This window comes from Aeromonas sp. SrichE-2G (genome assembly GCF_017939565.1).
Classification (GTDB): domain Bacteria; phylum Pseudomonadota; class Gammaproteobacteria; order Enterobacterales; family Aeromonadaceae; genus Aeromonas; species Aeromonas taiwanensis.
Genome location: NZ_JAGKRG010000053.1, coordinates 331,684 through 357,049 on the forward strand (window position 1 = coordinate 331,684; position 25,366 = coordinate 357,049).

Genomic DNA, 25,366 nt, shown 5'->3' on the forward strand with positions numbered 1-25,366 from the left:
GCCCCCGGGAGAAGGGCTGGGAAAGGCCGCCAATCCGGCGACTCGAAAGTGCCAAATATCCCTGGTGTGGGAGTTGGTCACACCAGGGGACAAGCCATCCGGATGATGGCCCCGGCAGCGGGAGTGCCGATGGGGCTGGCTCCCGCTGCCGTCACAAGAGGGCCGTCAGGCTCAGGCCAGCTCGTCTTCTCCGACGCGAATGACCAGCTTGCCGAAGTTCTTGCCCTCCAGCAGCCCCTTGAGCGCCTCGGGGGCGTTCTCAAGACCGTCCACGATCTGCTCCAGATAGTGGATCTTGCCCTCACTTACCCACTGGCCCATCTGTTCTGCGAACTCGCCATAACGATGGCCGTAGTCGTCGAAGATGATGAAGCCTTTCACGGTGGCCCGCTTGGTCAGTATGGTGGACCAGGCCCAGTCCAGATGATCGGGTCCCTGGGGCAGTGCGCTGGCGTTGTAGTTGGAGACGGTGCCGCACAAAGGGATACGGGCCTTGGCATTGAGCAGGGGCAGCACGGCCTTGAGCACCCGGCCACCGACGTTCTCGAAATAGATGTCGATGCCGTCCGGGCAGGCGGCGGCGAGCTGCTGCTCGAAGTCGCTCGCCTTGTGGTTCAGTGCAACGTCTGCGCCGAGCTCCTCGCGGGCCACCCGACACTTCTCGTCGGAGCCTGCGATGGCGACGACGCGGCAACCCATGATCTTGCCGATCTGGGCGACGGTGGCGCCGACCGGGCCCGTGGCGGCGGCGACCACCAGGGTCTCACCGGCCTTGGGCTGGCCGATATCCATCAGCCCCATGAAGGCGGTGAAGCCCGGCATGCCGAGCACCCCGAGGGCGTGGCTGACGGGAGCCTGAGCGGGATCCAGCTTGAACAGGAAGCTGCCGTCTGAGACGCCGTAATCCTGCCAGCCCACCCCGTAGCTCAGCACCCAGTCCCCTTCCCGGTAGTCGGGGTGGCGGGAGGCGACGACCCGGTTGATGGTGCCACCCACCATGACGCCACCCAGGGCCACGGGGTCGGCGTAGGAGTCGGCATCGCTCATGCGACCGCGCATATAGGGGTCGAGGCTCAGGTAGACGGTCCTGAGCAGCAGTTGCCCCTCGACGATGCTCGGGACTGGGGTGGTCTTGAGGGTGAAGTGTTCGGCACCCGGGGTACCGACGGGACGGGCCGCCAGGGTCATCTGGCGGTTTTCGGTCCGGCTCTGGGTCATGGTATTTCCTCTTGTCACTGGGTGTCATTGCCACTGCGCGGTCAGTCGGCCAGCAGTGGCGAGAGTATTTGAGGCGCCTCACTCACTGGGGGGGCACCTCGCCGGGTATTCAACTAGACCGGTCGTCTAGTTGTGGTGGCCAAAAAAGCCCGACATGACATCGGGCCTGTTGTTCAGGGTGCCAGCAGCTGGCACGTCAGGGTGTAGGCGTGCGCCAGCTGTTGCCCCTCTCGATCCAGTTTGCCAAGCAGGGCCGCCCCCAGCCAGAGCTGGTAGAGGTTGGTCGCCAGCGGCTGGGTCGCTCTGTGGCCCAGGCTGCCATCGGCGATGGCCTCCTCGATGGCCTGTGCGAGGCGCCGCACCACCCTGTCTGTGCCGGTTTTCAGGATGAGGCGCATGGTGTCGGAGAGATCCGCCACCTCGGCGCTCAGCTTGACGACGAGGCAGTCGCAGCAGTTCCCTTGCCAGTGGGCGAAGTAGCGCAGCAGGCGTTCCCGCCCCGGCATGTCCTGGCCTGCCAGCAGCGCCTCCATCTCCACCAGGTAGGTGTCGATGTAGTGGCTGAGCAGGGCTTCGCCAAACTGCTCCTTCGACTTGAAGTAGTGGTAGAAGGAGCCCTTGGGCACGCCGGCCTCTTGCAGCAGAAAGCTCAGTCCCATGGCGCTGAAGCCGTGGGAGGTGAGTATGGTGCGGCCAGTGTCGAGCAGATGCTGGCGCGTGTCTTGGTATCTGTCGGTCATGGAGGCATGGTAGAGCTTACTAGACCGGTCGTCTAGAGAAGGTTTGCCCCGCACGGAGTGCGCGGGGCTAACCCCTTGTTCGGGCTTGGGTTCTTTTTACGGTCACCGGAAGAGGGCGCCAGGATCTTTTCTTGCCAAGCCCGGGGACCGCCCCGAAGGTTCGTTCCCATCGAAGGAGGTCCTGGTCAGGCGGCTAGACGCAGGCAACCGGTCAGCGGGCCGCAATCCATCGGCTGCCGATGGCTGTCAGGAGGGGGCAACGTCGGTCTGGGGGGACAGGCCGCTAGAGTCAGCGTGCGTCGGGGTCAGCTCCAGGGAGAGGCGTAGCATGTCCTTGTGCCGGATGCCGTGCTCCATCAGGGGCTCGGGGTAGTGGGTCAGGAAGTGATCTTTCACGACGGCCTCGACGCGAAAGCCGTGGCGCTGGTAGTAGGTGAGCTGATGGCCGAAGCTGCCGGTGCCAAGCTCGACGCGGCGCACGCCCTTCTCGGCCAGGCTGGTCAGCACGAAGTCCAGCAGGCCGGATCCTATGCCTTGTTGCTGTCGGTCGGGGGCCACGGCGATATTGAAGATCTCGGCTGTTTGCTCCCCCACCTGGCCGGCCACGCAGGCGCCCACCACCAGCTCGCCCTCCAGGGCGGCAAAACCCCAGGCGCCGGGCAGATAGGCGGCGATGCGCCGCTCGGCGGGGTCCGCCTCCAGCAGCAGCGCCATCGGCAGTTGGCCGGTCTCCATCTCGAGGAACTCCATCTTCATTTCATCCTGTTCTCTTGATGACACGCAGGGGCGCCCCTCAATACTCGAGAAATGTCTCGCCGCAGCGCTCGCAGATAAGGTGGCGCACATGGGTAGCCTGATAGGCCAGGGTCTGGCCAAATACCGCGTTGGTCAGGAGGCTGGCGCGAAAGGCCTGCCAGAAGGCCTTGTACGGATCCTTGGGCAGGATGTCCTGGCTGTGATCGCGCGCCACCAGCACCACGATATGGCGGGTGCGCTCCCCGCATTGGTCGCAGGGATGGATCTCGCTTGGCGGCTCGGCCAGCTCTCTCTCTTTGGACTCTGTGGCTGCCATGACGTCGGCTTCCGTTCTGGATGGTGCGGCGCCCATCATAGTCTTCTTCACTTGGCTCTCAATCCCCCAGGTTGAGGGATGATCCCGCTTGCAAGCGGGATCATCCCTTGCGGCGCGAGGCGGAGCGGCCAGGGGAGGGTGGTGCCCCTTCCCGTGAGCTATCTGAGGGCATGATGCCCATGCTGGCCAGGGCCCGGGCGGCGTTCTCCTCGCACGGCATGTCGTCGGGCTTGGACGCCACCAGCTGGATAAGGGTCTGCAACTGCTGCTTGTTGTGGGCAAGGCGCGCCTCCAGCGCCTCAATGTCGCTCACCTTGGCCTTGAGCGCCGCCAGTAGCGGGACGTGTTGCCAGGTACTGATGTCCGCCGGCACCAGCTGCTTGATCTCGTCGAGGGAGAAGCCCGCCTGCTGGGCCTGGCCGATGATGGTCAGCAGTTGCACCGTCTCGGGCGGGTAGTTGCGATAGCCGTTGGCGCCCCGCCGCACCTTGCTGAGCAGGCCTCTGGATTCGTAGAAACGGATGGCGGACGCCGCCATGCCGGTCTGTCTTGCCAGGTCGCCTATCTTCATCTTGCCTCCGGTGTGGTGAGCGGACTGCCCGCGCCGATGGTCGGGGGGGCAGGTCATCCTGGGGTTAAAGCCGGCTTGAATGTCAACGGCGGTCACAAGTGTTGCTGGCCGCGACCTGGTGTCGGCTGCACCAGCCATGACGCCACAAAGGAACTTGACCTTCAAGTCAGCTTTAAACTTATGGTGGGCTCCTCACTACAGAGGAGAGCGCCATGACCCCCTTTATCCCCTTGACCTTGCCCAATGGCAATCAGCTTATCAACCGCCTCGCCAAGGCCGCCATGGAAGAGAACATGGCCGACTGCGACCATGCCCCGTCCAAGGCGCTGATCCAGCTCTATCGTACCTGGGCGCAGGGGGGCGCCGGCCTCATCATCACCGGCAATGTGATGGTGGACGGGCGCGCCATGACGGGGCCGGGGGGCGTGGTGCTCGATTCCCCAGACCTTTCCCCACAGATAGGCGAGCGCTTCAGGGCCTGGGCCGATGCGGCCAAGAGCGGTGGCGCCCAGATCTGGATGCAGATCAACCACCCCGGTCGCCAGATGCCGGCGGCGCTGAGGCAGCCCACCCTGGCCCCGTCCGCCGTGCCCATGGCGCTCGGCAGTTTCTCCAGGCAGTTTTCCCCGCCCAGAGCCATGAGCGAGACCGACATTGCAGAGGTGAAGGCGCGCTTTATCAATACGGCGCGGCTGTCACAGGATCTGGGTTTTGACGGAGTGCAGATCCACGCCGCCCACGGTTATTTGCTGAGCCAGTTTCTCTCGCCGCTCACCAATTTGCGCCGCGATCGCTGGGGCGGCAGCCTTGAGAACCGCGCCCGCCTGCTGCTGGAGATAGTGCAGGGGATCCGCCAGCAGGTGGGGGAGCGCTTCGCGGTGTCGGTCAAGCTCAACTCCGCCGACTTTCAGCGCGGCGGCTTAAGCGCCGACGAAGCGAAGGCGGTGGTGGAGATGCTTAACCCCCTCGGGGTGGATCTGGTGGAGCTCTCCGGCGGCAGTTACGAGGCGCCCGCCATGCACGGCCAGGCCCGCGATGGTCGCACCCTGGCGAGAGAGGCTTATTTTCTGGAGTTCGCTCGGGAGATCGTCTCCGTTGCCCGTATGCCCGTGATGGTGACGGGGGGAATCCGTCGTTATCCGGTGGTGGAGCAGGTGCTCGGTAGCGGGGTGGCGGTTGCCGGCATGGCCACTGCGCTCGCCATCGACCCGGATCTACCCGCCAGATGGCGCCGTGAGCAGGAGAGTAGTGCCCAGCTCAGGCCCATCCCCTGGCGCAACAAGGTACTGGCCTCGGTGGGCTATATGGCGATGGTGAAATACCAGTTGCGCCGCCTGGGCCGGGGCAAGGCCAGCAACCCCGAGGTGGCGCCCGCCCTGGCGCTGGCCTGCCAGCAGTGGCAGACCCTGCTAGGCAACGCCCGCTATCGGCGCTGGATCCGCGGACGAGCGTCTTGATCGTTAGGGGCTGGGTAACGAGAGCTGCATGCCAGATAGCAATAGCCGCCCGTGCAAGAGTGGTTTTATGCCGGGCTGAATAGCCGTGCCGGTGGTCTAGACCGGCTCTTCGGTACGATAGAGCACCTTGCCACAGGCAATACAGGTATGGCGAAAGCGGTGATCAAACCAGCCGGTCTGCGGGTGGCCCAGCACCTTGTCGGAGCCGCAGGCGCAGCAGCGGGCACCCAGTTCATCGCCCGTGGCGCACTCGGGGTAGTTGCTCAGGTACTCGGCGCGAGTGGGCAGGCGTTGCCAGTCGGGCTGAGCGTGGCGCCTGTCCCAGAAGCGCATGGCACAGAGGCTGGCCGCGAGGGCGAGCAGGCCGAATAACCAGAAGAGGTCCATATGGTGGCTTCGTGATGAACGGGGTCTAGGTTCCTTGTTTAGAGAATGGTGCGGCTTCGAAACAGTATCTTGCCGCAGGCAAGGCAGGTGTGGCGCAGGCGGTAATCGCCGACGCCGGTCAGGGGATGGAACACCACCTTGTCGGAGCCGCAGGCGTGACAGCGGGCATTCTCGGCATCCCCCGTGATGCAGTCGGGGTGGCGTGCGAGGTATTCCGGCAGGGTGGGCAGCGCCTCCCAGTCGGGTTGACCGAGGGCCCGGTTGCGCAGGATAAGGCCGGCGGTGATGAGGCCCGCCAGGGTAAGCAGTGTGTCGGTCAGATCCATGAGGAAAGCTGCTCCATCGTCGGGGATGAGTCGAGGCTGCCGGAAGCGGAGGTCATCGGGCGCCTTGCCCCGGCATCTTATCGGAGTGAAGAGGATGGAAGGTATCCCCGAATGGGTCGTGTTTGCTCCGGCCAGGAGGGGGCGCGAGAGAAAAATATGTGCATAGCATCTTTTTGCCGGCGAAGGTAAATCAATAGTTACACCATAAGATTTCAAATATTTGATAAATAACGAAAATGATTCCATTTCATGAGGTTTTAATGAGCCGAAATAAAGGGCTTAAAAGGGTCTTTAAATTGTTTTTTAGATTGGGTTTTGCATAATCAATCGCTTATTTTGGTGGACAATCCAGGAAAAACTGGTGTCCAATCGGGTGAGCAGGTTGGCCAACAGTGCCGTCAGCCAGTGTGTAACCCGAGATGTAAGGAGACATCCTGATGGATAAACTTGACCAAAATATCGACAACATGCGCCAGGAGTTCGAATCCCAAGGGCAAAAGCAGGCCCAGGACAAATGGCAAGCCAGGGTCGATGAACTGCAGCGGGAACGTACCGAGGTTCCCCAGCCGGAAGTGGCAGAACACTAGCCCCCGACGGCCATGATGGCCATCGGTTGAGCAAATAATAAAAACCACCGCCCTGCATCGGGGCGGTGGTTTTTTTCTGGGGGATTGCCAGGGTCTCCGGCAGGTGCGTCGCCTGGTGGGGGGGCCCATTGTTTCGCTGCGCTGGCCCGTATGGATCAAGTTCATGTTCATACAATACCGTTCTCGCTCAAGGGAAGTGGCGCATCGCCGTGGTTACAGCGATGTGAACTTTGTTGGCCGGTTTTTCACGTTGCGGATCTTTATGGATCTCTTTTGGTGTGGGGTGCTCTGTGAGCCCCGGGGCAGGGAGAGATCCTGGCATCCTGATGTCGGTGCGCCTTGATGCCCGTGCCCAGGCGGCATTGCGGTGACGATTCCCCTTCCCCAGGGCGTACTGTGATCCAATCCCCGACTATGGTCGGACATGCACGCCCGCCATTTGATTATGCAAATGGATGGGCTTAAGATGGCCGCGCGCAACGATCAGATTGATAACAAACGGAAGTTAGGAGATGCCGATGGAAAGCAAAGTAGTTATCCCGACCCAGGGCCAGAAAATCACAGTCGATGCCAACGGCAAGCTGCAGGTTCCCCACAATCCCATCATTCCGTTTATCGAAGGGGATGGTATCGGCGTGGACGTGACCCCGGCCATGTTGAATGTGGTCAATGCCGCGGTCGAGAAAGCCTACAAAGGCGAGCGCAAGATCGCCTGGATGGAGATCTATACCGGCGAGAAATCGACTCACGTCTATGGCGAAGGTGCCTGGCTGCCGGCCGAAACCCTGGATTTCATTCGTGAATACTGCGTGGCCATCAAGGGCCCCCTGACCACTCCGGTCGGCGGCGGTATTCGCTCTCTCAACGTGGCTCTGCGCCAGGAGCTGGATCTCTACGTCTGCCTGCGTCCGGTACGCTACTACGAAGGCACTCCGAGCCCGGTCAAGCACCCCGAGCTGACTGACATGGTGATCTTCCGCGAGAACGCCGAAGACATCTACGCCGGCATCGAGTGGAAAGCCGACAGCGATGAAGCCAAGAAGGTGATCGCCTTCCTGCAAAACGAGATGGGCGTGAAGAAGATCCGCTTCCCCGAGTCCTGCGGCATCGGCATCAAGCCCATGTCCAAGGCCGGTACCGAGCGTCTGGTCCGTGCCGCCATCGAGTACGCCATCGACAACGATCGCGACTCCGTGACCCTGGTACACAAGGGCAACATCATGAAGTTCACCGAGGGTGCCTTCAAGGATTGGGGCTACGCCCTGGCCCAGAAAGAGTACGATGCCCAGCTGATCGACGGCGGCCCATGGTGCTCCTTCAAGAACCCGAAGACCGGCAAGACCATCGTCGTCAAGGACGTCATCGCCGATGCCTTCCTGCAACAGATCCTGCTGCGTCCGGCCGAGTATGACGTCATCGCCTGTATGAACCTCAACGGTGACTACATCTCTGACGCCCTGGCGGCCCAGGTCGGCGGCATCGGCATCGCACCGGGTGCCAACATCGGTGACGGTGTGGCCCTGTTCGAGGCGACCCACGGCACCGCGCCGAAATACGCCGGTCAGGACAAGGTGAACCCGGGCTCGCTGATCCTCTCCGCCGAGATGATGCTGCGCCACCTGGGCTGGACCGAGGCGGCCGACCTCATCGTCAAGGGGATGGAAGCGGCCATCGCCAACAAGACCGTCACCTATGACTTCGAGCGACTGATGGAAGGCGCCACCCTGCGCTCCTGCTCCCAGTTCGCCCAGGACATGATCGACCAGATGTAATCCTGGTCGTTGAAATGCAAAACCGGCGCCATGGGCGCCGGTTTTTTTATGGGAGGAGCGGGAGCATCAGGTGGTCTTCTCCACGTGCTGCTCATAGATCTGCTGCCATTTGCTGAACTCGGCTTCGTTCCCCTCTGCCTGCCAGAATTCGCAGATGGAGCTTGCCAGTTCGGATGCCATGGCGTGATCCCCGTCGCGACGGCTCATCAGATATTGTCCCAGCCAGCTTTGGTATTGTTTCATAGCCCGATCTCCTTATCTTGGGTGGCCCGGATGCCTGCCCGCCGGCGTGGATAGCCCGCCAGAATCGGCCCGACCGGGTCACAAGTTTGCCTGCGCCGCTGCTCGCGGCCCTCATTGATTCCGATTGCTATCCAGTCGATGCGAGGGGTCAACGGGGGGCAGGTGTCAAAAAACGGTCTCCATCGTATCACATTTTAACCAGCCTGGGGGCGTGCAAGGCAAAATAAGGCATCCAGCAGTCTGGCCATCTATGTTCCTGGGTAAGATGCAAAGTGAACCATCTTGCTGATCTTGTTAAAGAAAAACCCGCCATCATGGCGGGCCTTTCGGGTGAAAAAAAGATCAGAGACGGGCACTGCCGAGGTATTTCTCCATCTCCTCGGCGGGCACCATGCCGCCGCCGGTGGCCCACACCAGGTGAGTCGCCCGGGCCATCTTGGCCTTATCCAGCCCTTGGGCTTCCAACCATGCGCGACCAGCCGCCAGCCGCCAGGGGCCCGCCATGCCGGCCAGGGCGGAAGGCTCGAGCCGGATCTGCTCGTCCCGGGCCAAGAGCCCCAGCAGGTCGTACATCTCCTGATCGCTCAGGGTGTAGAAACCATCCAGCAGTCGCTCCATGGCTCGGCCGACGAAGCCGGAGGCGCGCCCCACCGCCAGGCCGTCTGCGGCGGTGAGGTTGTCGATGCCCAGATCCTGCACAGATACCTTGTCGTGCAGCCCGGTGTGGACCCCGAGCAGCATGCAGGGGGAGTGGGTTGGTTCGGCGAAGAAGCAGTGCACGTTATCCCCAAACGCGAGCTTGAGGCCAAAGGCCACCCCGCCCGGGCCACCACCCACGCCGCAGGGCAGGTAGACGAACAGCGGGTGCTCGGTATCCACCCGGATGCCCATCTCGTCGAACTGCTTTTTCACCCGCTCACCGGCCACCGAATAGCCGAGGAACAGGGTGCGGGAGTTTTCGTCGTCGATGAAGAAGCAATTGGGATCGCGCTCGGCCTCCTTGCGACCCTGCTCCACCGCGACGCCATAATCTTCGGCGTACTCCACCACTATGACCCCGTGCTCGCGCAGTTTGCGCTTCTTCCACTCCCGCGCATCGGCGGACATGTGGACGGTGACGGTGAAGCCGAGTTTGGCGCTCATGATGCCGATGGAGAGGCCGAGGTTGCCGGTCGAACCCACTGCAATGCTGTACTGGCCGAAGAACTGGCGGAACTCGTCGCAGAAGAGCGTGCGGTAGTCATCCCCTGCCTGCAGAAGGCCCGCCGCCATGGCCAGTTGCTCGGCGTGGGTCAGCACCTCGTAGATGCCGCCGCGGGCCTTGATGGAGCCGGAGATGGGCAGGTGGCTGTCTTTTTTGAGCAGTAGCCGACCGGTTACCTCGACCCCGTAACGTTGGTTGAGGGTCGCCTGCATGGCCGGGATGGTGGTGATCTCGGACTCGAGGATGCCGTGATTGACGCGGGTCTCGGGGAAGGCTTCGCACAGATAGGGGGCGAAGCGGGTGAGACGGGCGGAGGCATCCGCGACATCGTGCTGATCAAGCCCCACACAAGGGAGCCCGACCGCCAGGGTACTGGCCTTGGGGTTGAACCAGGTGACGGGCTCGAGGGCCACCAGTTTCTCAAGCAGGGGGAAGCGGGCAATGAGCCCGGCCATGTCGATGTGCGTCACGATGACCTCGAGGGTATGAGATATGAAGACATCCATTGAACGGCACCTGGGCCGGGCTGACAAATGATAGAAAACGGCCCTTGGATGAGCCTGATTGATGCAAGGTGGCCATCGTCCTGCTTGTCATCGAGCAGTTGGGGGGTTGGATGAGTCAGGTGAATGCAACGTTCTGCCATCTGGTATCATCGGGCGACTACCAGCAGGGGAGAGGGACCATGCAGAGGGATGAACACTACGCCGTGCGGAGCAAGTTGCTGAGCGGTTACCAGCTTTCCAAGTTGCACACCTTCGAGGCGGCGGCCCGCCACAGCTCCTTCGCCCTAGCGGCGGACGAGCTTTCCTTGAGTCCGAGCGCGGTGAGCCACAGGATCAGCGCCCTGGAGGCGGAACTCGGTTTCAAGCTGTTCCAACGTTTTCACCGCAGGGTTGCGCTGACGGCAGAGGGGGAGCGGGTCTTCTGGGCGCTCAAGTCCTCGCTGGAGTTCATCAACCAGGAGATCCTGGAGATCAAGCACCAGGAGCTGTCGGGTGTCTTGACCGTCTATTCGCGTCCTTCCATCGCCCAGTGCTGGCTGGTGCCCAGGCTCGCCGACTTTTCCCGCCTGCATCCCCAGATCGAACTCAACCTTATGACTGGCAACGAGAACATCAACCTGCACGGCTATGGCATCGATCTGACTCTCTATTTCGACGACAAGGTGCCGGAGCGGCTCGCCATCCACCCCCTGATGGACGAATACATGGTGCCGGTGTGCAGCCCGGCGTATGCCGAGTACCATCAATTGCTGGATAACCCGGACCAGCTGCAACACTGTCGCCTGCTGCACGACAGGCAGGCCTGGGGGTATGACTCCGACAGCGACGAATGGCAGAGCTGGGCTCGCCAGTCAGGGGTTTCCCTAGAGGGCCGCCAGATGAGTATGGGGTTCGATCGATCCGATCTTGCCATCATCGCCGCCCTGAACCACGCCGGGGTCGCCATGGGTCGCAAGCATCTGGTGAGCCAGCGGCTGGCACGGGGTGAGCTGGTGGCGCCGTTTCCGGGCAAGGAAGTGCGTTGTGAACAGCGTTATTATCTGGCAACCCTCCCCAATCGTCAGTGTCCCAAGATCCAGGCCTTTATCGCCTGGATAAAAGGTCAGGTGGATGCGGCGAGTTGAACCAGACCAGGTTCGACCGTTATGGAGATGGCTTATTGCCTCCCGGGCCATGACGATAAGCGCAATATTTGCGCAGAACCTGGCTGGCCCCATGGAGGAAATGAAAGGGATTGATCAAGGTGCCGCGTGGCGGGCTCCCCCGCTAATGGGATGGGGAATCCGGCTGGATTGACCCGTATGAAAAGAAATAAAGGCAGCCGCCTCTTTCCAATAAGTGCGAGGGGATGAAATTAACCATTGTGAATAATGCCCATAAAGGTTCTGGAATCCACTTACAGCCAGAAAAACATTATGTTGTTATCGAGTCGGCATGCTATTCTCAAAATGTGTTATCCCTGTGACATACAAAAATAATTCTGTGAGGAAGTAATGAACGAGTTTCTGAAGGTTCTGCTGAACATTCGTAGCTTGCGCGCTGCCATTCGTGAACTGCCGTTTGAGCAACTGCAAGAAGCAAAAGAGAAGTTTGATCTGGTATATAACGAGCGTGCCGAATCCGTAGAACAGGAGCGCGCCGAACAGGAAGAGCGCCAGCGCAAACTGACCGAATTTACCGAGATGCTGCAACAGGCTGGCATCGATCCGCGCGAGCTGATCGGCAGCGTGGCTGCACCGGCAGCGGCGGGCGCGACCAAGAGCAAGCGCGCCCCGCGTCCTGCTAAATACAAGTATCAGGAAGATGGCCAGGAGAAGACCTGGACCGGTCAGGGCCGTATGCCCAAGGCTATTGCCGAGCAGGTTGCGCTGGGCAAGGATCTGAACGACTTCCTGATCTGATTGCCGGATCCGGATATCAATAATGCCGCCCAAGGGGCGGCATTATTATTTTCAGGATCCAGCCAATCTTATTGCCCATGAAAAGATCCTGTAATTATGCAGTCTCATCTGGAATAGCCATGAGCATCATGGGTCAATAAAGCAGGGCGCGCCATCGCCAACCTGTGAGCCCCGAACCTGGGTGCCTGATAATCAGGACTCATACAGCCCGATGATTGCTCCGGCAGAGCGGCGCAACAAATTAGGACTGGTCAAGGCCTGATGAAATAGGTGAGGGGATAGTGAGTCCTTCTCACCACCCCCTTCCCATTTCTTCAATCCGCGTACTCGAGGCCATCACGCGATTATTTTATTTGATCATTGATGTTCTATTTGGCACCCCGGCTTTGGAATATATGACCCCATGAGCGCGTGAAGGGCACAGTTCGGGGGCGTCAGGGCGAAGAAATAACTCAGGTGACGGGCTGGCGCTTTTCTTGGCTTAAGGGGAATGCACCGGGTTTGGCGGCACGACGGCGCGCCTGCACCGCATCGGCCAGCATGGCGAGCAGGGTCTCGCTCTCTTCCCAGCAGAGGCAGGCATCGGTGACCGACAGGCCATATTGCAGCTCGCTCAGCGGGGCCGGCTTCTGGCTGCCCCCTTGCAGAAAACTCTCCACCATAACGGCGACGATGGCGCCGCTCCCCTCGCTCAGTTGCCGGCAGAGTGACTCGGCGACCCTGAGCTGATTCCTGTGCTGTTTCTGGCTGTTGCCGTGGCTGCAATCGATCATCAGACGGGGGCTGAGCCCCTGACGGCCCAGGCGCTCGGCGGCCTCCATCACGTCGCTCTGGTGGTAGTTGGGCAGGGTGCCGCCGCGCAGGATGATATGGCAATCCGGATTGCCCTCGCTCTTGATCACCACCATGCCGCCCTGGCTGCCGGGAGCGGTGAACAGATGGGATGCGGTGCTGGCCAAGATGGCGTCGATGGCCACCCGGATATTGCCGTCCGTGCCGTTCTTGAAGCCCACGGGGCAGGGGAGGGCCGAAGCCAGTTGCCGGTGCACCTGGGATTCGGTGGTGCGCGCTCCTATGGCTCCCCAGCTGACGAGATCCGCGAGATAGAGGAAGCTGGTGGTATCGAGGAATTCGGTGGCGGTGGCCAGCCCCAGGCGGTTGATGTCGAGCAGCACCTGGCGGGCCAGGTGCAGACCCTGGTTGATGGCGTTGCTGCCATCCAGATGAGGATCGAACACCAGCCCCTTCCAGCCGACCGTGGTGCGAGGCTTCTCAAAATAGGTACGCATCACTATCTGCAGGCTGTCCTCATAGGTGACGGCGAGCCGTGCCAGTCGCCTGGCATAGTCGAGGGCGGCGACGGGATCATGGATGGAGCAGGGGCCTATCACCACCAGGAGGCGATCGTCCTCCCCTGACAGGATCCGACGTACCTGGTGGCGCTGGTTGTCGATGTGTCTGGCCATCTCGGCGGGGCAGGGATGCTGTGCCAACAGCTCGGCAGGAGTGGGGAGCGCCTCTACCGCGAAGGCGCGCATTACCGAATTCAAAACAGCCATCTGAAGATTACCTTGCTGTGCAAATGGGACCGATAAGGCGTCAGCACTGGGGACCGGTAGGAGTCGCGGCCTCAACGCCTTATTTGAGAGTGATTATCATTATCTTGGTGTTTGTCTCAAATGCAAGCACTACCAGGCAGTGGGCCAGAGATGGGGGAGAGTGAGGGAGGACGGGAAAATGACGACGGCAGACAGGCCCGCTCCCTGCGGGAGAAGGCCTGATAAATCAAAGGGAAACAGGAGTGATCAGCTGTCCATCACGGTGTGCCTGTCCTGGTGGTAGGCGTCCTCATCCTTGCCACTGCGCCAGTAAGGCACCGCATAGACCCGCTGGCGATCGACGTCCTGGGTGCGCCTGACATGGCGTCGCAGCGGCACGACCAGGCCCTCTTCCCCGCCGAACCAGAAATAGCTCCCCTCGGCGACCATGGGCTGGGCGGTGAAATGCGCCACCAGGGTCGCGGCCTGCTCCGGGTTGCCCACGAACCAGCGCAGGTCGACGCCGGCTGGCAGCGACAGATCCTGCACATCGTCCTGATGGGGGACCAGGAGGGCGACATGGCCGCGGGCGTCGCTCGGCATCACCTCGGCCATGGCGCTGATGGCGGGCAGGGAGGTGAGATCCCCCGCCATGTAGTAGTGGCTGGCCGGTTGCAGCATGGGGTCTGGGCCACCGGGGCCCGAGATGGCGAGCCTGTCCCCGGGCCTGGCGTGCAGGGCGAAGCGGCTGGCGGGGCCGGCTTCACCGTGCAGGGCGAAGTCGATGTCGAGCTCCAGCGCCTCGCGGCGAAAGGCGCGTATGGTGAAGGTGCGGATGACAGGTTTCTGGGCCGGATCCAGCCAGCGTGGTCCCTGGGGCGTCGGGGTCGGCAGCACTATCTCGCTCTGGCCCGGTCGGGGCAGCATGATCTTGACATGGGCGCCGCCGCAGCTGAAGGGATAGTCCGCGAGCTCGGGGCTGGTCAGGCAGACTCGGCGCAGGTTCGGGCTCACATCGTGCACGTGCTTGACGGTGAGCAGGCGGGGGCGGTTGACCGGGACGGGCTGAGACATAGGAGTACTCCTGACAGGCAAGGGCGCCCATTCTCAAGCAAATGAAAATTATTATCAATTGCTTTGTGGGTAAGAAACCGGCGAGAAAAAAGGAGCGTTTCGGCTCCCTTTCTGGGGGGGACTGGGTTGGATTACGCCCCTTATTCCCTATCGCTCCCCCCCAGTGCCCGGTAGATCCCGGCCATGGTGTTGAGCTGGCTCTGCTGCTGGGCGAGCAGGGCCAGCTCGGCATCCCAGAGGCGATTCTGTTCATCCAGCCAGGGTTGTACCCCGGTGGCGCCGGCGAGGAAGCGGGCGCCTGCCAGTCGCTCGGCCTCCCTGGCATAGTCCAGCTGCTGCCCCAGGTAGCGCAGTCGCTGCTCCCCCTGCTGGCGGGCGGCCAGTCCATCTTCCACCTCCATCAGGGCGGCATAGAGCTGCTTGCGAAACTCGGTCTCGGCGATCTGATAGTCGATGTCGGCGCCGGCGATGGAGAGCCGGGTCTTGTTGTATTCGAGGAAGGGGAGGGCCAGGGTTGCTCCCAGGGTCCCGATGGGGTTTTGCAGCACCTGGGTCAGGGTATCCGAGGTGGTGCTGGCGCCGCCGGTGAGACTCAGGGTGGGGTAGAAGCCGGTGCGGATCTCGTCCCCCTTGGCGAGGGTCTTGCGCAGCCTGAGCTCGGCGGCCCGCACGTCGGGGCGCCGGGCCAGCACATCGGCCGGGATGCCGGCTGCCAGCGTCGGGATGGGCCCCAGGGCGAGGGCGGTGGGCGCGTCGTCCAGGGGGCCATGGCTCTGTCCAAGCAACAGGCGCAGGGCATTGCCTGCCTGCTCCCGCTGCAGGATGAGGGTGGCGATCTCCGCCTGCTTGCCCGCCTTCTGCTGGCTGGCCTGCACCAGGTCGAGGCGGGTGATGGCCCCTGCCTCGTACTTGGCCCGGGTCAGCCGTTCGACCCGCGCCAGGTTGGCGAGCTGCTGGTTGCCCAGGGTGATGGCCGAGCCGAGGTAGGCCAGCTGCCAGTATTGCTCCAGGGTTTTGCCGATCAACAGCAACCGGGTAGCGGCGAGATCCTGCTCGCTGGCCGCTGCCTCCCACTGCGCCTGATCCCGTGCTGCGGCCAGCCTGCCCCAGAGATCCACTTCGTAGCTCAAGTTGAGGGAGGGGCCCAGATTGCTGCTGGCGCTGCCATCTCTCATGTTCTTGGTGCCACTGGCTCCGAGGTTGGCGCTGACCGAGGGAGTGAGGTTGGTGTCGGCCAGATCGGCGCCAAGCAGGGCGCTTTTGAGCCTGAGCCCCGCCACCCGCATGTCCGGATTGGCCGCCAGCACCGCCTCTACCAGGCGATCGAGGGCGGGATCCTGAAATCCCTGCCACCAGAGACCGGCCTGCGGCCCGGCGAGATCCCGGGCATCCTGCTGCCATTGTGGCGCCACGTCGAGGTCGGGTCTGTGATAGGGGCTCTGCTGGCTGCAGGCGCCGAGGCTGGCGGTGAGCAGCAGGCTCAGCCCCAGCCGGGGTAGGTTGTGGATCGTCATTCCCGCGCCAGTGCCTCCACCGGATCGAGCCTGGCCGCGTTGCGGGCGGGCAGGTAACCAAACAGGATCCCGATGAGGGAGGAGCAGCCGAAGGCCATCAGGATGGAGAAGAGGGAGAAGTGCATCTGGAAGCTCTCCACGAACAGTGAGAAGAGGGCGCCGATCAGCAGGGCCAGGCCGATGCCGAGCAGGCCACCCAGCAGGCTGACCATCACCGCCTCGATCAAAAATTGTTGCAATATGTCGGACTGACGGGCGCCCACCGCGATGCGGATCCCTATCTCCCGGGTGCGCTCCACCACCGAGACCAGCATGATGTTCATCACCCCGACGCCGCCGACGATGAGGGAGATGACGGCGATGGCGGAGACCAGCAGCGTCAGGGTGGCGGTGGTCTTCTCCACCGACTTGACGATGCTGTCGCTGCTGAAGGTGAAGAAGTCCTTCACCCCGTGCCTCTGAGTCAGGAGCGCCACGGCGGCCTGCTCCGCCAGGGCGGGCTGGACGCCGTCCTTGACCCGGATGGTGATCTGGCTGAAGTGCTGCTGGGAGAGGAGCCGGCTCATGACGGCGCTGTAGGGGAGCCAGACGTTGACCGACTGGCTGCTGCGGCCAAAGCCGGTCTCCTGGGTCACCACCCCCACGATGCGCACCGGCAGAGTGCCGACCAGCACCACCTGGCCGACGGGGTCCGTCTTGCCGAGCAGGCTCTCTATGGTCTTGCCATCCACCACGGCGACCGCCGCCCGGCTGCGAATGTCCCGCTCATCGAGCAGGCGCCCCTGGATGAGGGTCATCCCCTTGACCCGGAAGAAGTCGTTGCCGACCCCGATCACGCTGCCGCTGCTGGTCTTGTTGCGATAACGGAGCTGACCCGAGGTCGCTATCTGGGGGCTGGCCCCCTCCAGATAGGGCTGACCGAGCAGGGCGTCGAGATCCCGCTCGTTCAGGGTCTGGATGCTGGCGGCCTTCTCGTCCCCCCAATCCTTGCCGGGGAAGATGTCGATGGTATTGGTGCCCATGGCGTTGATGTCGTCGATCACCTTGGCGCGAGCCCCCTGACCCAGCGCCACCACGCTGACCACGGCGGCGATGCCGATGATGATGCCGAGCATGGTGAGGAAGGTGCGCATGCGGTGGGCCAGCATGGCGTGCAGGGCCATGCGCCCTGCCTCCCGGTAGCGATCCCACCCCTGGCTCGCGGTGCTGGCATGGGCGTGTACCGGCACGGCCTTGGCATCTTGGGTTCCGTCCCCTTGCGTGCCGTGGGAGGGCGCCAATGCCGCGGGTGTGCCTTGGCTGGCCACGCTGGCCTCTGCGGCAGGGTGGGCGCTGTCTTCCACCACCCGCCCGTCGCGCAGGGTGATGATGCGATCGGCGTGGTTGGCCACGGCCATGTCGTGGGTCACGAGGATGATGGTGTGGCCCTGGGCGTGCAGCTCCTTCAGGATAGCCATCACCTCCTTGCCGCTCTGGCTGTCGAGGGCGCCGGTGGGCTCGTCCGCCAGGATCACCTCGCCGCCGTTGGCGAGGGCGCGGGCGATGCTGACCCGCTGCTGCTGGCCCCCGGAGAGCTGGCCCGGTCTGTGATGGCTGCGATCCTGCAGCCCCAGGCGGCTCAGCAGGGTGCGGGCCCTGGCCTGGCGATCAAGGCGGGCGGTGCCGGCATAGATGGCGGGGATCTCCACGTTGGCGGCCGCATCCAGGTGCGGCAGCAGGTGGTAACGCTGGAAGATGAAGCCGAAGTGGTGGCAGCGCAGCCGTGCCAGGGAGAGGGCGTCCAGGGTGGCGGTATCCTGGCCGCGGAACAGGTACTGGCCGCCGCTCGGGCGATCGAGGCAGCCTAGCAGGTTCATCAGGGTGGATTTGCCTGAGCCGGAGGCACCGACGATGGCCACCATCTCCCCCGCGTCTATGGCGAGATCCAGCGGATGCAGCACGGTCACCTCGTGCTCCCCGCTCGGGTAGCGGCGCTCTATGCCCTTGAACCGGATCAGGGGTTCGCTCACGGCGCCATCTCCATGGACTCGTCGTGGACGGGCTTGCCCTGATCCAGGATGACCTTCTCCTGCTCACTCAGGCCATCGACCACTTCTATCTTGATGTCGTCCTTCATGCCGGTCCGGATACGGCGGGTCTCCCGCTGCTCCCCTTCCCCGAGCAGGGCCACCTCGTATTCGTTGTCACCGAGCTTCTTGCCGAGCGCCGTCTGGGGGATAGCCAGCACCTGCTTGCGTTCACCGAGCACTATGGTGACCTGGGTCGTCATGGCAACCCTCAGCTGGTGATCCGGGTTGGGCACGTCGAACAGGGCGTAGTAGTAGATGGCCGCATTGCTGGTGGTCGTGGTGCTGGCGGTCTGCTCGTTGATGTTGGTGGGGGCCAGCTCGACGGTGCGCAGGGTGGCGTGGTAACGGGTGTCCGGATCCCCTATCAGGGTAAAGTAGACCGGCATGCCCGCCCTGACCTTGGTGATGTCGGCCTCCGAGATCTGGGCCTTGACCGTCATGGTATCCAGGTTGGCGAGCTTGAGCAGGGTGGGGACCGTCTGGCTGGCGGCCAGGGTCTGCCCCTGGCGGGTCACTATGCTGACGACGGTGCCATCCATGGGGGCCAGAATGCGGTTGTAGCCGAGTTCCGTCTTGGCGCGCTCCACCTTGATGAGGGCGCTGTCGATGTCGGCCTGAGCACTCTGCAGCTCGGCCCGGGTGACGGCGAGCTGGGCCTCGGCGCTCTCCAGATCCGCGCGGGAGCTCGCTTCCTGCTTGAACATCTGCAGCTGGCGGCGCCAGGCGAGCTCGTTTTGCTTGAGCTGGGCCTGCTTGATCTTGAGCTGGGCGCGGCGGCTGGCCAGCTCCGCCTCGGCGGTCTTGAGGTTGTTCTGGGCGATCAGGGGATCGATCTCGGCCAGCAGGTCCCCCTGCTTGACCTGTTGCCCTGCCTCGACGGCCAGCTTGGTGACCTGACCCGAGACCTGGGCCCCCACATCCACCTGCTCGATGGCCTGCAGGACCCCGCTGGCGAGCACCGTCTGCTCCACGTCCTGGCGGGTCACGGTGGCGGTCAGCACGGGATCGGGCGTCTTGCCGGGCCAGGCCAGCCACGCGATGAGGGCCAGCAGCGCGAGGGCAAGCAGGACGAACTTGCCGGGGAGGGGAAGAGTCTTCATTGATCACCTGAACGAAAGGGCGAAGCGCGCAAGGGCCATATCGTGCAGCAAATGGCACTGAAAAAGAAGCGAACAAAGTGTAAGAAAGCGTGTCGCCGGGAGGGCTTGCACGCCGGGGGCCTAAGGCCGGCACCATGACAAAGGGGCTCCCTGCACGGGGGCAAGGAGAGGGGCCCGTTTGCGGGCCCCGGTGCTCAGCCGACGGCCTTCAGCTGCTCGGCATGGGGTTCGTGGCAGACCTGGATATCCACTGGCAGCTTGTAGATGAGCAGGCGGGCCAGAGAGCCCTCCATCCAGTGGTGACGGCTGCCGACCAGCAGCAGATCGGTGGGGTGGGCGGTCAGCCAGCGCCTGAGATCCAGTACCACGTCATCGACCACCAGACACTGGTAATCCACCGGGTGAGGCGGCAGGGTGATGAGTTCGCTGATGATCGCCTTGGCATCCAGAGTGGCCTGGACGCTGCGCTCCTCCTGCGAGAGGGACAGGCTGGTGCGGCGTACCTGGCTGCTGTGGGTCAGGTGCAGCAGGGTCAGCTTGCCGCCCAGACCTTGTGCCAGGCGGCTCGCCTTGGCCAGCGTCTCCTGCTCGTAATCCTTGCCTTCCAGCAACAACACGATATGGGTAGAGCTCATATGCAGTTCTCCTTGGCATTACGCGGGTCACCCGGAACAGAGAGTGTTCCATCCTTGGCGCGTGCCCGCTGGTGTTGGATCAGCACTGCCGAGCGTGCGTCCAGCGTCGTGCCTTGACGTCATGCCCGCCATTTCTGCTTTGTTTACATCATCATAACAGAGGCAGTTGAATGGAAAATGAAGGGGGGCTGCATCTTGGGGTCGAAGTGGCGGTATGTGATGGTCAAACGGGATGAAGGCGATATGGGAACAGGGGAGCCCCTGAGTGAGGCGACATTTTATACTGCCTCCATCACGGTAGCGCTTGCCGCCGAGGGGCCCCGTTGACGAGGTTTAGCCTGGGTGTTTTGAAAGATGCTGCGTCAGCCAGGGGAGTCCCTCCTTCTTGCGGCTGAGTGCGCCCGCCAGCGGGACGGGGTCGGTGGGCAGTATGCCCTTGCTGGCACAATGGAGCAGACTCTCCCCCCTGGCCAGGTCTGTCAGCATCAGAACATAGGCATCCAGAGAGTCCTGTTCCAGCCGGATGTGCATGGCCTCGTACAGTTCAGCCATCCTGTCCAGTAACTGGGCCGGATCCATCACGCAGATCTGGCTCACCATCAGGGTGTGCCCCGCGATCTGGTAACGCTTCTCGTCGGCGACGAGCAGCTCGCTCATGGGGGAGTCACCGAGTTGGGTGCGACGCTCCAGCAGGGTCTGGGCGAAGGGGGCCAGCGCCAGATCGGCGATGGGCAGCAGTCGCTCGACCGCCGCCCTGTCCTGGGGTGTGGTGGTCGGCGAGGTGAAGTTGAAGGTGTCGCTCACGATGGCCCCCAGCAGCAGACGGGCCTGGGCGCGAGAGAGCGTTTCATGGCCCATCAGTTCCAGCAGCACGGTGGCGCTGCAGCCGACGGCCCGGATCCAGGCATCGAGGGGGCCCCGGGTAATGAGGGTGCCGAGGCGATGGTGATCGATAAGCCCCTGCACATCGGCCTCTGCCAGTCCCTCCGGTCCTTGCTCCAGCTCGCTGAAGTCCACCAGGAAGACAGGCTTGCCAGCCACGCTGCCCTGCAAAACGGGAGGCGCCGCTACCCCGGCGGTTTCCAGGATGAAGCGAGTCTCGGCAATGGGATCGCCCAGAGCGAAGGCTCGGGCGGGGCGTCCCTGGCCATTGAGCCAGTCGGCAGCGACCAGGGCGGTACAGATGCTGTCGCTGTCGGGATTCTTGTGACCAAACACGTGGAGCATGGCGCGATTCCTGAGGGTGATGACACACCCGGGGCGAGCTCAGGTGTGAGGGGCAAGGGAACAACGTGTGGGGGACTGTCCCCGAACGGGTTTTACTCTAGGTGCCGCTACCGCCCATGGCAACAGGTACAGGTTGCCATGAGCCGGGAGACATCCTGTTGCCATGACGCAGATCAGGTCAGATTTCAATCTTCCCGGCGGGGGTGTTACCAGCGCCAAGAGAGCGAAATCTGTGTGTGGAAGGTCAGTCAGGGCAATCATCGACGCAAGGTTCACACCGCCACGGCCTCGAAGAGCTGGGCTGGTCAATGCGTCGTGAGGCGAGTGACACGGCGAGGCCTTTCCGGTCTGGGACGGTTGGCAACGCGTCTCGACGGATGCAGGGGGATGTGCATGGCGCCGACAAACTACTGCATTGCTGGCGGTTACGAGGGGAATCTGACACGCATGCAGGATTCCCCTCGTGACAATGGCGGCCGGTTGCCTCAGGAGGCCAGCAGCTCGCGGGCGTTGGCCAGGGTGTTGTCGGTGATCTGATCCCCCCCCAGCAGACGAGCCAGCTCGTTGAGGCGGGCCCCCGGGGTGAGCGCCTGCATCTGGGTTTCGGTGGTCTTGCCGTCGGTGTGCTTGCTCACCACCATGTGCTGGTGGCCCTTCCCCGCCACCTGGGGCAGGTGGGTGACCACCATGACCTGGGTAGACTCACCAAGCTGGCGCAGGAGACGGCCGACCACGGCGGCGGTCGGGCCGCTGATCCCCACGTCCACTTCGTCGAATATGAGGGTCGGGGTGGAGATCTTGCGGGCGCTGATGACCACGATGGCGAGGCTGATCCGCGACAGCTCGCCGCCGGAGGCGACCTTGCCGAGCGGCTGGATTGGCTGGCCCGGGTTGGTGGTGACCATGAATTCCACCCGGTCGATGCCGAGGGGGGACAGGCTGCTCTGGGCATCTGGCCGCACCTCGATGGCGAAGCGGCCATCGGGCATGGCCAGCTCGTGCATGCTGGCACTCACCTTGGCGCCGAGCTCTTCGGCGTAGCGCTGGCGGCTCTGGCTCAGGGCCTCGGCGGCCTGCACGAAGGCTTCACGGGCCGCGGCCAGTTCGTCTTCCATCCCCTCCAGGCGCTCCTCGTCGGAGTGGAGGCGGGCGAGATCGGCGGCCAACTCCTGATGGTGCAGGGCCAGCTCCGCCGGCTTGACGTGGTGCTTGCGGGCCAGGTTGATGGCCTTGGAGAGGCGGGCCTCCAGCTCGTTGAAGCGTTCGGGATCCAGCTCCAGCCGATCCAGGTAGCTGCGCAGCTCGCTGTGGCTCTCCTGCACGCCGATCAGGGCTTCGTTGAGCATGCCGAGCACGTTGCCAAGCCGGCTGTCCATGCCGACCAGGGTCTCGGCCCTGTCCACCGCCGTCTGCAGCAGACCGGCGATGGTGGTATCTTCATTGTCATAAAGCAGATCGAGGCAATACCCGCACTCCTGCATCAGCTCGGTGCCATTGGCGAGCCGCTGATGCTCCTCTTCAATCTCTTCAAACTCTCCCGGCTGAAGGGCAAATTCGTCCAGCTCCTGCACCTGGTATTCGATGAGCTGGCGGCGGGCTTCCCGCTGCTGCTGCTCGGCCTTGAGCCGGTTGAGTTCGTTTTGCAACTGGCGCCACTGCTGGTAGTGGCGGCGCACATCGTCGAGGAGCAGATGATGACCGGCGTAGCCGTCCAGCAGGGCGAGCTGGTAATCGGGTTTGAGCAGCATCTGGTGAGCGTGCTGACCGTGGACGTTGACCAGCAGCTGGCCCAGGTTCTTGAGCTGCGCCAGCGGCACCGGCACACCGTTGATGTAGCTGCGCGAGCGCCCCTCGGCGGAGAGCACCCGCCGCACTATGCACTCTCCCTCGTTCTCCAGCTCGTTGGTGGTGAGCCAGGCGCGGGCGGCGGGGTTGCCGTCCAGCAGGAAACGGGCGCTGACCTCGGTCTTGTCGCTGCCGGGACGCACCATGCTGGCCTCAGCCCGTTCTCCCAGGCACAGGCCCAGGGCGTCGATGGCGATGGACTTGCCTGCCCCGGTCTCACCCGTGATGCAGGTCATGCCCGGTTGCAGATCGAGTTCGAGAAACTTGACGATGGCGAAGTTGTTGACGGTCAGCTGGGTCAGCATGGTCTCATCCTGTATGGGTCAACATTACTGTGTATGCATCCAGTATATACTGGTTTTCCATACAGTAAAGATGTCGCCGCAGGACGGAATGCAAAACGGCCCGTGTCGGGCCATTTTGTGAGGGAGGTGGCGTGCAGAGCGGGGGATCAGAACAGCTTGCTGCCCCAGCCGAGCTTGTTACGCAGCACGTGGAAGTAGCTGTAATCCAGCGGATGGACCAGGTGCAACTTGTGGCTGCTCTTCCTGATGAGGATCTCATCCCCCGGGTGGACCGCCAGGGTCACCTGGCCGTCGCAGCTCACCTGCATGGCGTCGTCCTGGTTGTCTGGCGAGACCAGCAGGCGCACCTCGCTGTCCGCATCCAGCACGATGGGGCGGCTGCTCAGGGTGTGCGGGAACATGGGCACCAGCGTGATGGCGTTGAGCTTGGGGGTGAGAATGGCGCCGCCCGCCGACAGGGAGTAGGCGGTGGAGCCGGTCGGGGTGGCGACGATGATGCCGTCCGAGCGCTGGCTGTACATGAAGCTGCCGTCGATGTAGACCTCGAACTCGATCATGTGGGCTATCTTGCCCGGGTGCAGCACCGCCTCGTTCACCGCCAGGTTGCTCGACTTGCGCTCCCCGTGGCGATAGACCGAGGCCTCCAGCAGGAAGCGGTGCTCGCTCTTGTAGTGGCCGGAGAGCACCTGCTCCAGGGGCAGCAGGTAATCCTGGGGCGACAGGTCGGTGAGGAAGCCCAGGTTGCCCCGGTTCACCCCGATCACCGCCACGTCGAAGCGCGACAGCACCCGGGCGGCCCCCAGCATGTTGCCGTCACCGCCGACCACGATAGCAAGATCGGCCTGCTCGCCGAGTTGCACCAGATCCATCACGTTCTCCCCGAGCACCCCCAGGGTCTGGGCGACCCGGCTCTCCAGCAGCACACGAAAGCCTCGGCTGGTCAGGTATTGATACAGGCCGCTGAGGGTCTGGTTGGCCCCCTCGTGGTGGGGTTTGCCGATGAGCGCGACGGTTTTGAACGGAGAATCCATAGGTTACCGGGTCTGGGAGAGTCTTTGGGGGGAGTATACCGTGCTTTGCCGGGGATTTGTCTGTCTCCATGCGAGTTGGCGCATTCGGCCCCGAAAAGGGGCAATCTGGCCGGCTGGCGGGGGGCATTGTGTCCGATATGCCCTTTTCCCCTTGAAAGCCGGGGCGGCGTCCCCATAATAGCGCCAGCACAGGGTCCGTTGGCGCGTGTCGCTTGCCTGAACGCCAGCCGCCCTCATAAGTAACCCCTGAATATTGGAGATGTCATGAGCCACGAAGAACAAAAGGTTGAAGCGATGGAGCAATTGGACGCCCAGCCAGTCGAGCCGACCGATGTAGACAGTGAAGTGACAGCCGAGCAGGCCCGCATTGCCGAGCTGGAGGCCCAACTGGAAGCGGCCCAGCAGGCCTCCCTGGAAGAGCGCGAGCGCGCCATTCGTGCCGTCGCCGAGATGGAGAACCTGCGTCGCCGTGCCGCTCAGGACGTGGAGAAAGCCCACAAGTTTGCACTGGAGAAGTTCGCCGCAGAGCTCTTGCCGGTGCTGGACAACCTGGAGCGCGCCATCGAGCTGGCGGACAAGGAGAACGACACCCTCAAGCCCATGATCGAGGGGGTGGAGCTGACCCTGAAATCCATGCAGAGCGGCGTGGCCAAGTTCGGCCTGGTGGCCCTGGACCCGACCAACCAGCCGTTCGACCCCAATGCCCACCAGGCCATGAGCATGGTGCCGAGTGCCGACGTGGCGCCGAACACCGTCATCGCCGTGATGCAGAAGGGCTACGAGCTCAATGGCCGCGTCATCCGCCCGGCCATGGTGATGGTGTCCAAGTCCGCTGACTGATCGCGCTGTTCTCACCAAGCCCGCCGCTTGGCGGGCTTTTTGTTGGATGTGGCGCCAAAAAGATGTGTTTGGTGCCATTTGGCTGTCAGGTGGGCCTGTATGCAGGTTTTTTCAGGGCCGGACTTGAAGCGCTGGCTTGAGACCCCATATAGGTTGCAAGGCCACGGCGGCACAAAAAATTTGGTGCCGGGAGCTTGAAAGCCA

At 63.1% G+C, this 25,366-nt stretch carries 24 protein-coding genes; 6 read left to right on the plus strand and 18 right to left on the minus strand.

Annotated elements, in window-relative coordinates; all coding sequences use genetic code 11:
* Positions 1 to 171: 171 nt before the first annotated feature.
* The 5 genes from J9885_RS17930 to J9885_RS17950 all read right to left on the minus strand — a co-directional run bounded on the left by J9885_RS17930 (position 172) and on the right by J9885_RS17950 (position 3,601).
* Entirely contained in the window at positions 172 to 1,218 is a 1,047-nt protein-coding gene (locus J9885_RS17930) for an NADP-dependent oxidoreductase (RefSeq protein ID WP_210550258.1), read from the minus strand.
* A 173-nt stretch (positions 1,219 to 1,391) separates the two neighbouring features.
* Complete coding sequence (locus J9885_RS17935) at positions 1,392 to 1,958, minus strand: TetR/AcrR family transcriptional regulator (RefSeq protein ID WP_210550259.1); 567 nt, start codon at positions 1,956 to 1,958, stop codon at positions 1,392 to 1,394.
* Between the two features lie 246 nt (positions 1,959 to 2,204).
* Positions 2,205 to 2,708: a GNAT family N-acetyltransferase gene (locus J9885_RS17940; RefSeq protein WP_210550453.1), complete on the minus strand. Its 504-nt coding sequence runs from the start codon at positions 2,706 to 2,708 to the stop codon at positions 2,205 to 2,207.
* A gap of 43 nt (positions 2,709 to 2,751) precedes the next feature.
* Complete coding sequence (locus J9885_RS17945) at positions 2,752 to 3,030, minus strand: hypothetical protein (protein WP_210550260.1); 279 nt, start codon at positions 3,028 to 3,030, stop codon at positions 2,752 to 2,754.
* A gap of 100 nt (positions 3,031 to 3,130) precedes the next feature.
* On the minus strand, positions 3,131 to 3,601 hold the full coding sequence (locus J9885_RS17950) for a MerR family transcriptional regulator (protein WP_210550261.1): 471 nt from the start codon (positions 3,599 to 3,601) through the stop codon (positions 3,131 to 3,133).
* A gap of 212 nt (positions 3,602 to 3,813) precedes the next feature.
* Between J9885_RS17950 and J9885_RS17955 the strand changes: the two genes are divergently transcribed.
* Positions 3,814 to 5,058, plus strand: coding sequence for an NADH:flavin oxidoreductase/NADH oxidase family protein (locus tag J9885_RS17955; protein ID WP_210550262.1), 1,245 nt, complete (start codon positions 3,814 to 3,816; stop codon positions 5,056 to 5,058).
* 96 nt (positions 5,059 to 5,154) lie between these two features.
* Here J9885_RS17955 and J9885_RS17960 read toward each other — a convergent pair whose 3' ends face one another.
* Together J9885_RS17960 and J9885_RS17965 are read right to left on the minus strand one after the other, a co-directional pair.
* Positions 5,155 to 5,445, minus strand: a complete 291-nt coding sequence (locus tag J9885_RS17960) for a hypothetical protein (RefSeq protein ID WP_210550263.1) — start codon at positions 5,443 to 5,445, stop codon at positions 5,155 to 5,157.
* 38 nt (positions 5,446 to 5,483) lie between these two features.
* Positions 5,484 to 5,771 carry a hypothetical protein gene (locus J9885_RS17965; RefSeq protein ID WP_210550264.1) on the minus strand — a complete coding sequence of 96 codons (288 nt, stop codon included), beginning with the start codon at positions 5,769 to 5,771 and terminating at the stop codon, positions 5,484 to 5,486.
* A gap of 437 nt (positions 5,772 to 6,208) precedes the next feature.
* Between J9885_RS17965 and J9885_RS17970 the strand changes: the two genes are divergently transcribed.
* The gene (locus J9885_RS17970; protein ID WP_081843654.1) at positions 6,209 to 6,358 is read left to right on the plus strand and encodes a hypothetical protein; all 150 of its coding nucleotides are present in this window, start codon (positions 6,209 to 6,211) and stop codon (positions 6,356 to 6,358) included.
* A gap of 518 nt (positions 6,359 to 6,876) precedes the next feature.
* A complete protein-coding gene (icd, locus tag J9885_RS17975; protein ID WP_042075114.1) occupies positions 6,877 to 8,130 on the plus strand; it encodes an NADP-dependent isocitrate dehydrogenase in 1,254 nt (417 codons plus the stop codon).
* Positions 8,131 to 8,196: 66 nt separating this feature from the next.
* Here icd and J9885_RS17980 read toward each other — a convergent pair whose 3' ends face one another.
* Together J9885_RS17980 and dsdA are read right to left on the minus strand one after the other, a co-directional pair.
* Complete coding sequence (locus J9885_RS17980) at positions 8,197 to 8,373, minus strand: hypothetical protein (RefSeq protein ID WP_210550265.1); 177 nt, start codon at positions 8,371 to 8,373, stop codon at positions 8,197 to 8,199.
* Between the two features lie 342 nt (positions 8,374 to 8,715).
* A complete protein-coding gene (dsdA, locus tag J9885_RS17985) occupies positions 8,716 to 10,047 on the minus strand; it encodes a D-serine ammonia-lyase (RefSeq protein ID WP_210550454.1) in 1,332 nt (443 codons plus the stop codon).
* Positions 10,048 to 10,262: 215 nt separating this feature from the next.
* Between dsdA and dsdC the strand changes: the two genes are divergently transcribed.
* Together dsdC and J9885_RS17995 are read left to right on the plus strand one after the other, a co-directional pair.
* The gene (gene dsdC, locus J9885_RS17990; RefSeq protein ID WP_210550266.1) at positions 10,263 to 11,207 is read left to right on the plus strand and encodes a DNA-binding transcriptional regulator DsdC; all 945 of its coding nucleotides are present in this window, start codon (positions 10,263 to 10,265) and stop codon (positions 11,205 to 11,207) included.
* Positions 11,208 to 11,576: 369 nt separating this feature from the next.
* Positions 11,577 to 11,984, plus strand: a complete 408-nt coding sequence (locus tag J9885_RS17995; protein ID WP_043759138.1) for an H-NS family nucleoid-associated regulatory protein — start codon at positions 11,577 to 11,579, stop codon at positions 11,982 to 11,984.
* A gap of 452 nt (positions 11,985 to 12,436) precedes the next feature.
* Here J9885_RS17995 and J9885_RS18000 read toward each other — a convergent pair whose 3' ends face one another.
* The 9 genes from J9885_RS18000 to nadK form a co-directional block, all read right to left on the minus strand.
* Complete coding sequence (locus tag J9885_RS18000; RefSeq protein WP_210550267.1) at positions 12,437 to 13,543, minus strand: 3-deoxy-7-phosphoheptulonate synthase; 1,107 nt, start codon at positions 13,541 to 13,543, stop codon at positions 12,437 to 12,439.
* 246 nt (positions 13,544 to 13,789) lie between these two features.
* Positions 13,790 to 14,596, minus strand: coding sequence for a siderophore-interacting protein (locus J9885_RS18005; RefSeq protein ID WP_210550268.1), 807 nt, complete (start codon positions 14,594 to 14,596; stop codon positions 13,790 to 13,792).
* 140 nt (positions 14,597 to 14,736) lie between these two features.
* On the minus strand, positions 14,737 to 16,110 hold the full coding sequence (locus J9885_RS18010) for an efflux transporter outer membrane subunit (RefSeq protein ID WP_210550269.1): 1,374 nt from the start codon (positions 16,108 to 16,110) through the stop codon (positions 14,737 to 14,739).
* Positions 16,107 to 18,119 carry a MacB family efflux pump subunit gene (locus J9885_RS18015; RefSeq protein ID WP_210550270.1) on the minus strand — a complete coding sequence of 671 codons (2,013 nt, stop codon included), beginning with the start codon at positions 18,117 to 18,119 and terminating at the stop codon, positions 16,107 to 16,109. Before J9885_RS18015 ends, J9885_RS18010 begins: the two co-directional genes overlap by 4 nt.
* Entirely contained in the window at positions 18,116 to 19,279 is a 1,164-nt protein-coding gene (locus tag J9885_RS18020) for an efflux RND transporter periplasmic adaptor subunit (RefSeq protein WP_134695194.1), read from the minus strand. Before J9885_RS18020 ends, J9885_RS18015 begins: the two co-directional genes overlap by 4 nt.
* A gap of 194 nt (positions 19,280 to 19,473) precedes the next feature.
* Positions 19,474 to 19,914, minus strand: a complete 441-nt coding sequence (locus J9885_RS18025; RefSeq protein ID WP_134695195.1) for a universal stress protein — start codon at positions 19,912 to 19,914, stop codon at positions 19,474 to 19,476.
* Positions 19,915 to 20,247: 333 nt separating this feature from the next.
* Complete coding sequence (locus J9885_RS18030) at positions 20,248 to 21,141, minus strand: DHHA2 domain-containing protein (protein ID WP_210550271.1); 894 nt, start codon at positions 21,139 to 21,141, stop codon at positions 20,248 to 20,250.
* A 485-nt stretch (positions 21,142 to 21,626) separates the two neighbouring features.
* Positions 21,627 to 23,291: a DNA repair protein RecN gene (recN, locus tag J9885_RS18035; protein ID WP_210550272.1), complete on the minus strand. Its 1,665-nt coding sequence runs from the start codon at positions 23,289 to 23,291 to the stop codon at positions 21,627 to 21,629.
* Positions 23,292 to 23,437: 146 nt separating this feature from the next.
* Positions 23,438 to 24,322, minus strand: a complete 885-nt coding sequence (gene nadK / locus J9885_RS18040) for an NAD(+) kinase (RefSeq protein ID WP_134695198.1) — start codon at positions 24,320 to 24,322, stop codon at positions 23,438 to 23,440.
* Between the two features lie 264 nt (positions 24,323 to 24,586).
* Between nadK and grpE the strand changes: the two genes are divergently transcribed.
* Positions 24,587 to 25,162 (plus strand): nucleotide exchange factor GrpE, encoded by a 576-nt coding sequence (grpE, locus tag J9885_RS18045; RefSeq protein WP_043759156.1) that lies wholly within the window; start codon positions 24,587 to 24,589, stop codon positions 25,160 to 25,162.
* The last annotated feature ends 204 nt before the right edge of the window (positions 25,163 to 25,366 follow it).

Coding starts and splice junctions, on each gene's coding strand:
- dsdC (WP_210550266.1), top strand. CDS start 10,263: ATGCAGAGGGATGAACACTACGCCGTGCGGAGCAAGTTGCTGAGCGGT.
- J9885_RS18000 (WP_210550267.1), bottom strand. CDS start 13,543: ATGGCTGTTTTGAATTCGGTAATGCGCGCCTTCGCGGTAGAGGCGCTC.
- J9885_RS17935 (WP_210550259.1), bottom strand. CDS start 1,958: ATGACCGACAGATACCAAGACACGCGCCAGCATCTGCTCGACACTGGC.
- J9885_RS18025 (WP_134695195.1), bottom strand. CDS start 19,914: ATGAGCTCTACCCATATCGTGTTGTTGCTGGAAGGCAAGGATTACGAG.
- J9885_RS18005 (WP_210550268.1), bottom strand. CDS start 14,596: ATGTCTCAGCCCGTCCCGGTCAACCGCCCCCGCCTGCTCACCGTCAAG.
- recN (WP_210550272.1), bottom strand. CDS start 23,291: ATGCTGACCCAGCTGACCGTCAACAACTTCGCCATCGTCAAGTTTCTC.
- J9885_RS17940 (WP_210550453.1), bottom strand. CDS start 2,708: ATGGAGTTCCTCGAGATGGAGACCGGCCAACTGCCGATGGCGCTGCTG.
- J9885_RS18030 (WP_210550271.1), bottom strand. CDS start 21,141: ATGCTCCACGTGTTTGGTCACAAGAATCCCGACAGCGACAGCATCTGT.
- J9885_RS17930 (WP_210550258.1), bottom strand. CDS start 1,218: ATGACCCAGAGCCGGACCGAAAACCGCCAGATGACCCTGGCGGCCCGT.
- J9885_RS17960 (WP_210550263.1), bottom strand. CDS start 5,445: ATGGACCTCTTCTGGTTATTCGGCCTGCTCGCCCTCGCGGCCAGCCTC.
- J9885_RS18020 (WP_134695194.1), bottom strand. CDS start 19,279: ATGAAGACTCTTCCCCTCCCCGGCAAGTTCGTCCTGCTTGCCCTCGCG.
- icd (WP_042075114.1), top strand. CDS start 6,877: ATGGAAAGCAAAGTAGTTATCCCGACCCAGGGCCAGAAAATCACAGTC.
- J9885_RS17950 (WP_210550261.1), bottom strand. CDS start 3,601: ATGAAGATAGGCGACCTGGCAAGACAGACCGGCATGGCGGCGTCCGCC.
- J9885_RS17995 (WP_043759138.1), top strand. CDS start 11,577: ATGAACGAGTTTCTGAAGGTTCTGCTGAACATTCGTAGCTTGCGCGCT.
- J9885_RS17980 (WP_210550265.1), bottom strand. CDS start 8,373: ATGAAACAATACCAAAGCTGGCTGGGACAATATCTGATGAGCCGTCGC.
- nadK (WP_134695198.1), bottom strand. CDS start 24,322: ATGGATTCTCCGTTCAAAACCGTCGCGCTCATCGGCAAACCCCACCAC.
- J9885_RS17945 (WP_210550260.1), bottom strand. CDS start 3,030: ATGGCAGCCACAGAGTCCAAAGAGAGAGAGCTGGCCGAGCCGCCAAGC.
- J9885_RS17965 (WP_210550264.1), bottom strand. CDS start 5,771: ATGGATCTGACCGACACACTGCTTACCCTGGCGGGCCTCATCACCGCC.
- grpE (WP_043759156.1), top strand. CDS start 24,587: ATGAGCCACGAAGAACAAAAGGTTGAAGCGATGGAGCAATTGGACGCC.
- J9885_RS18010 (WP_210550269.1), bottom strand. CDS start 16,110: ATGACGATCCACAACCTACCCCGGCTGGGGCTGAGCCTGCTGCTCACC.
- J9885_RS17955 (WP_210550262.1), top strand. CDS start 3,814: ATGACCCCCTTTATCCCCTTGACCTTGCCCAATGGCAATCAGCTTATC.
- J9885_RS17970 (WP_081843654.1), top strand. CDS start 6,209: ATGGATAAACTTGACCAAAATATCGACAACATGCGCCAGGAGTTCGAA.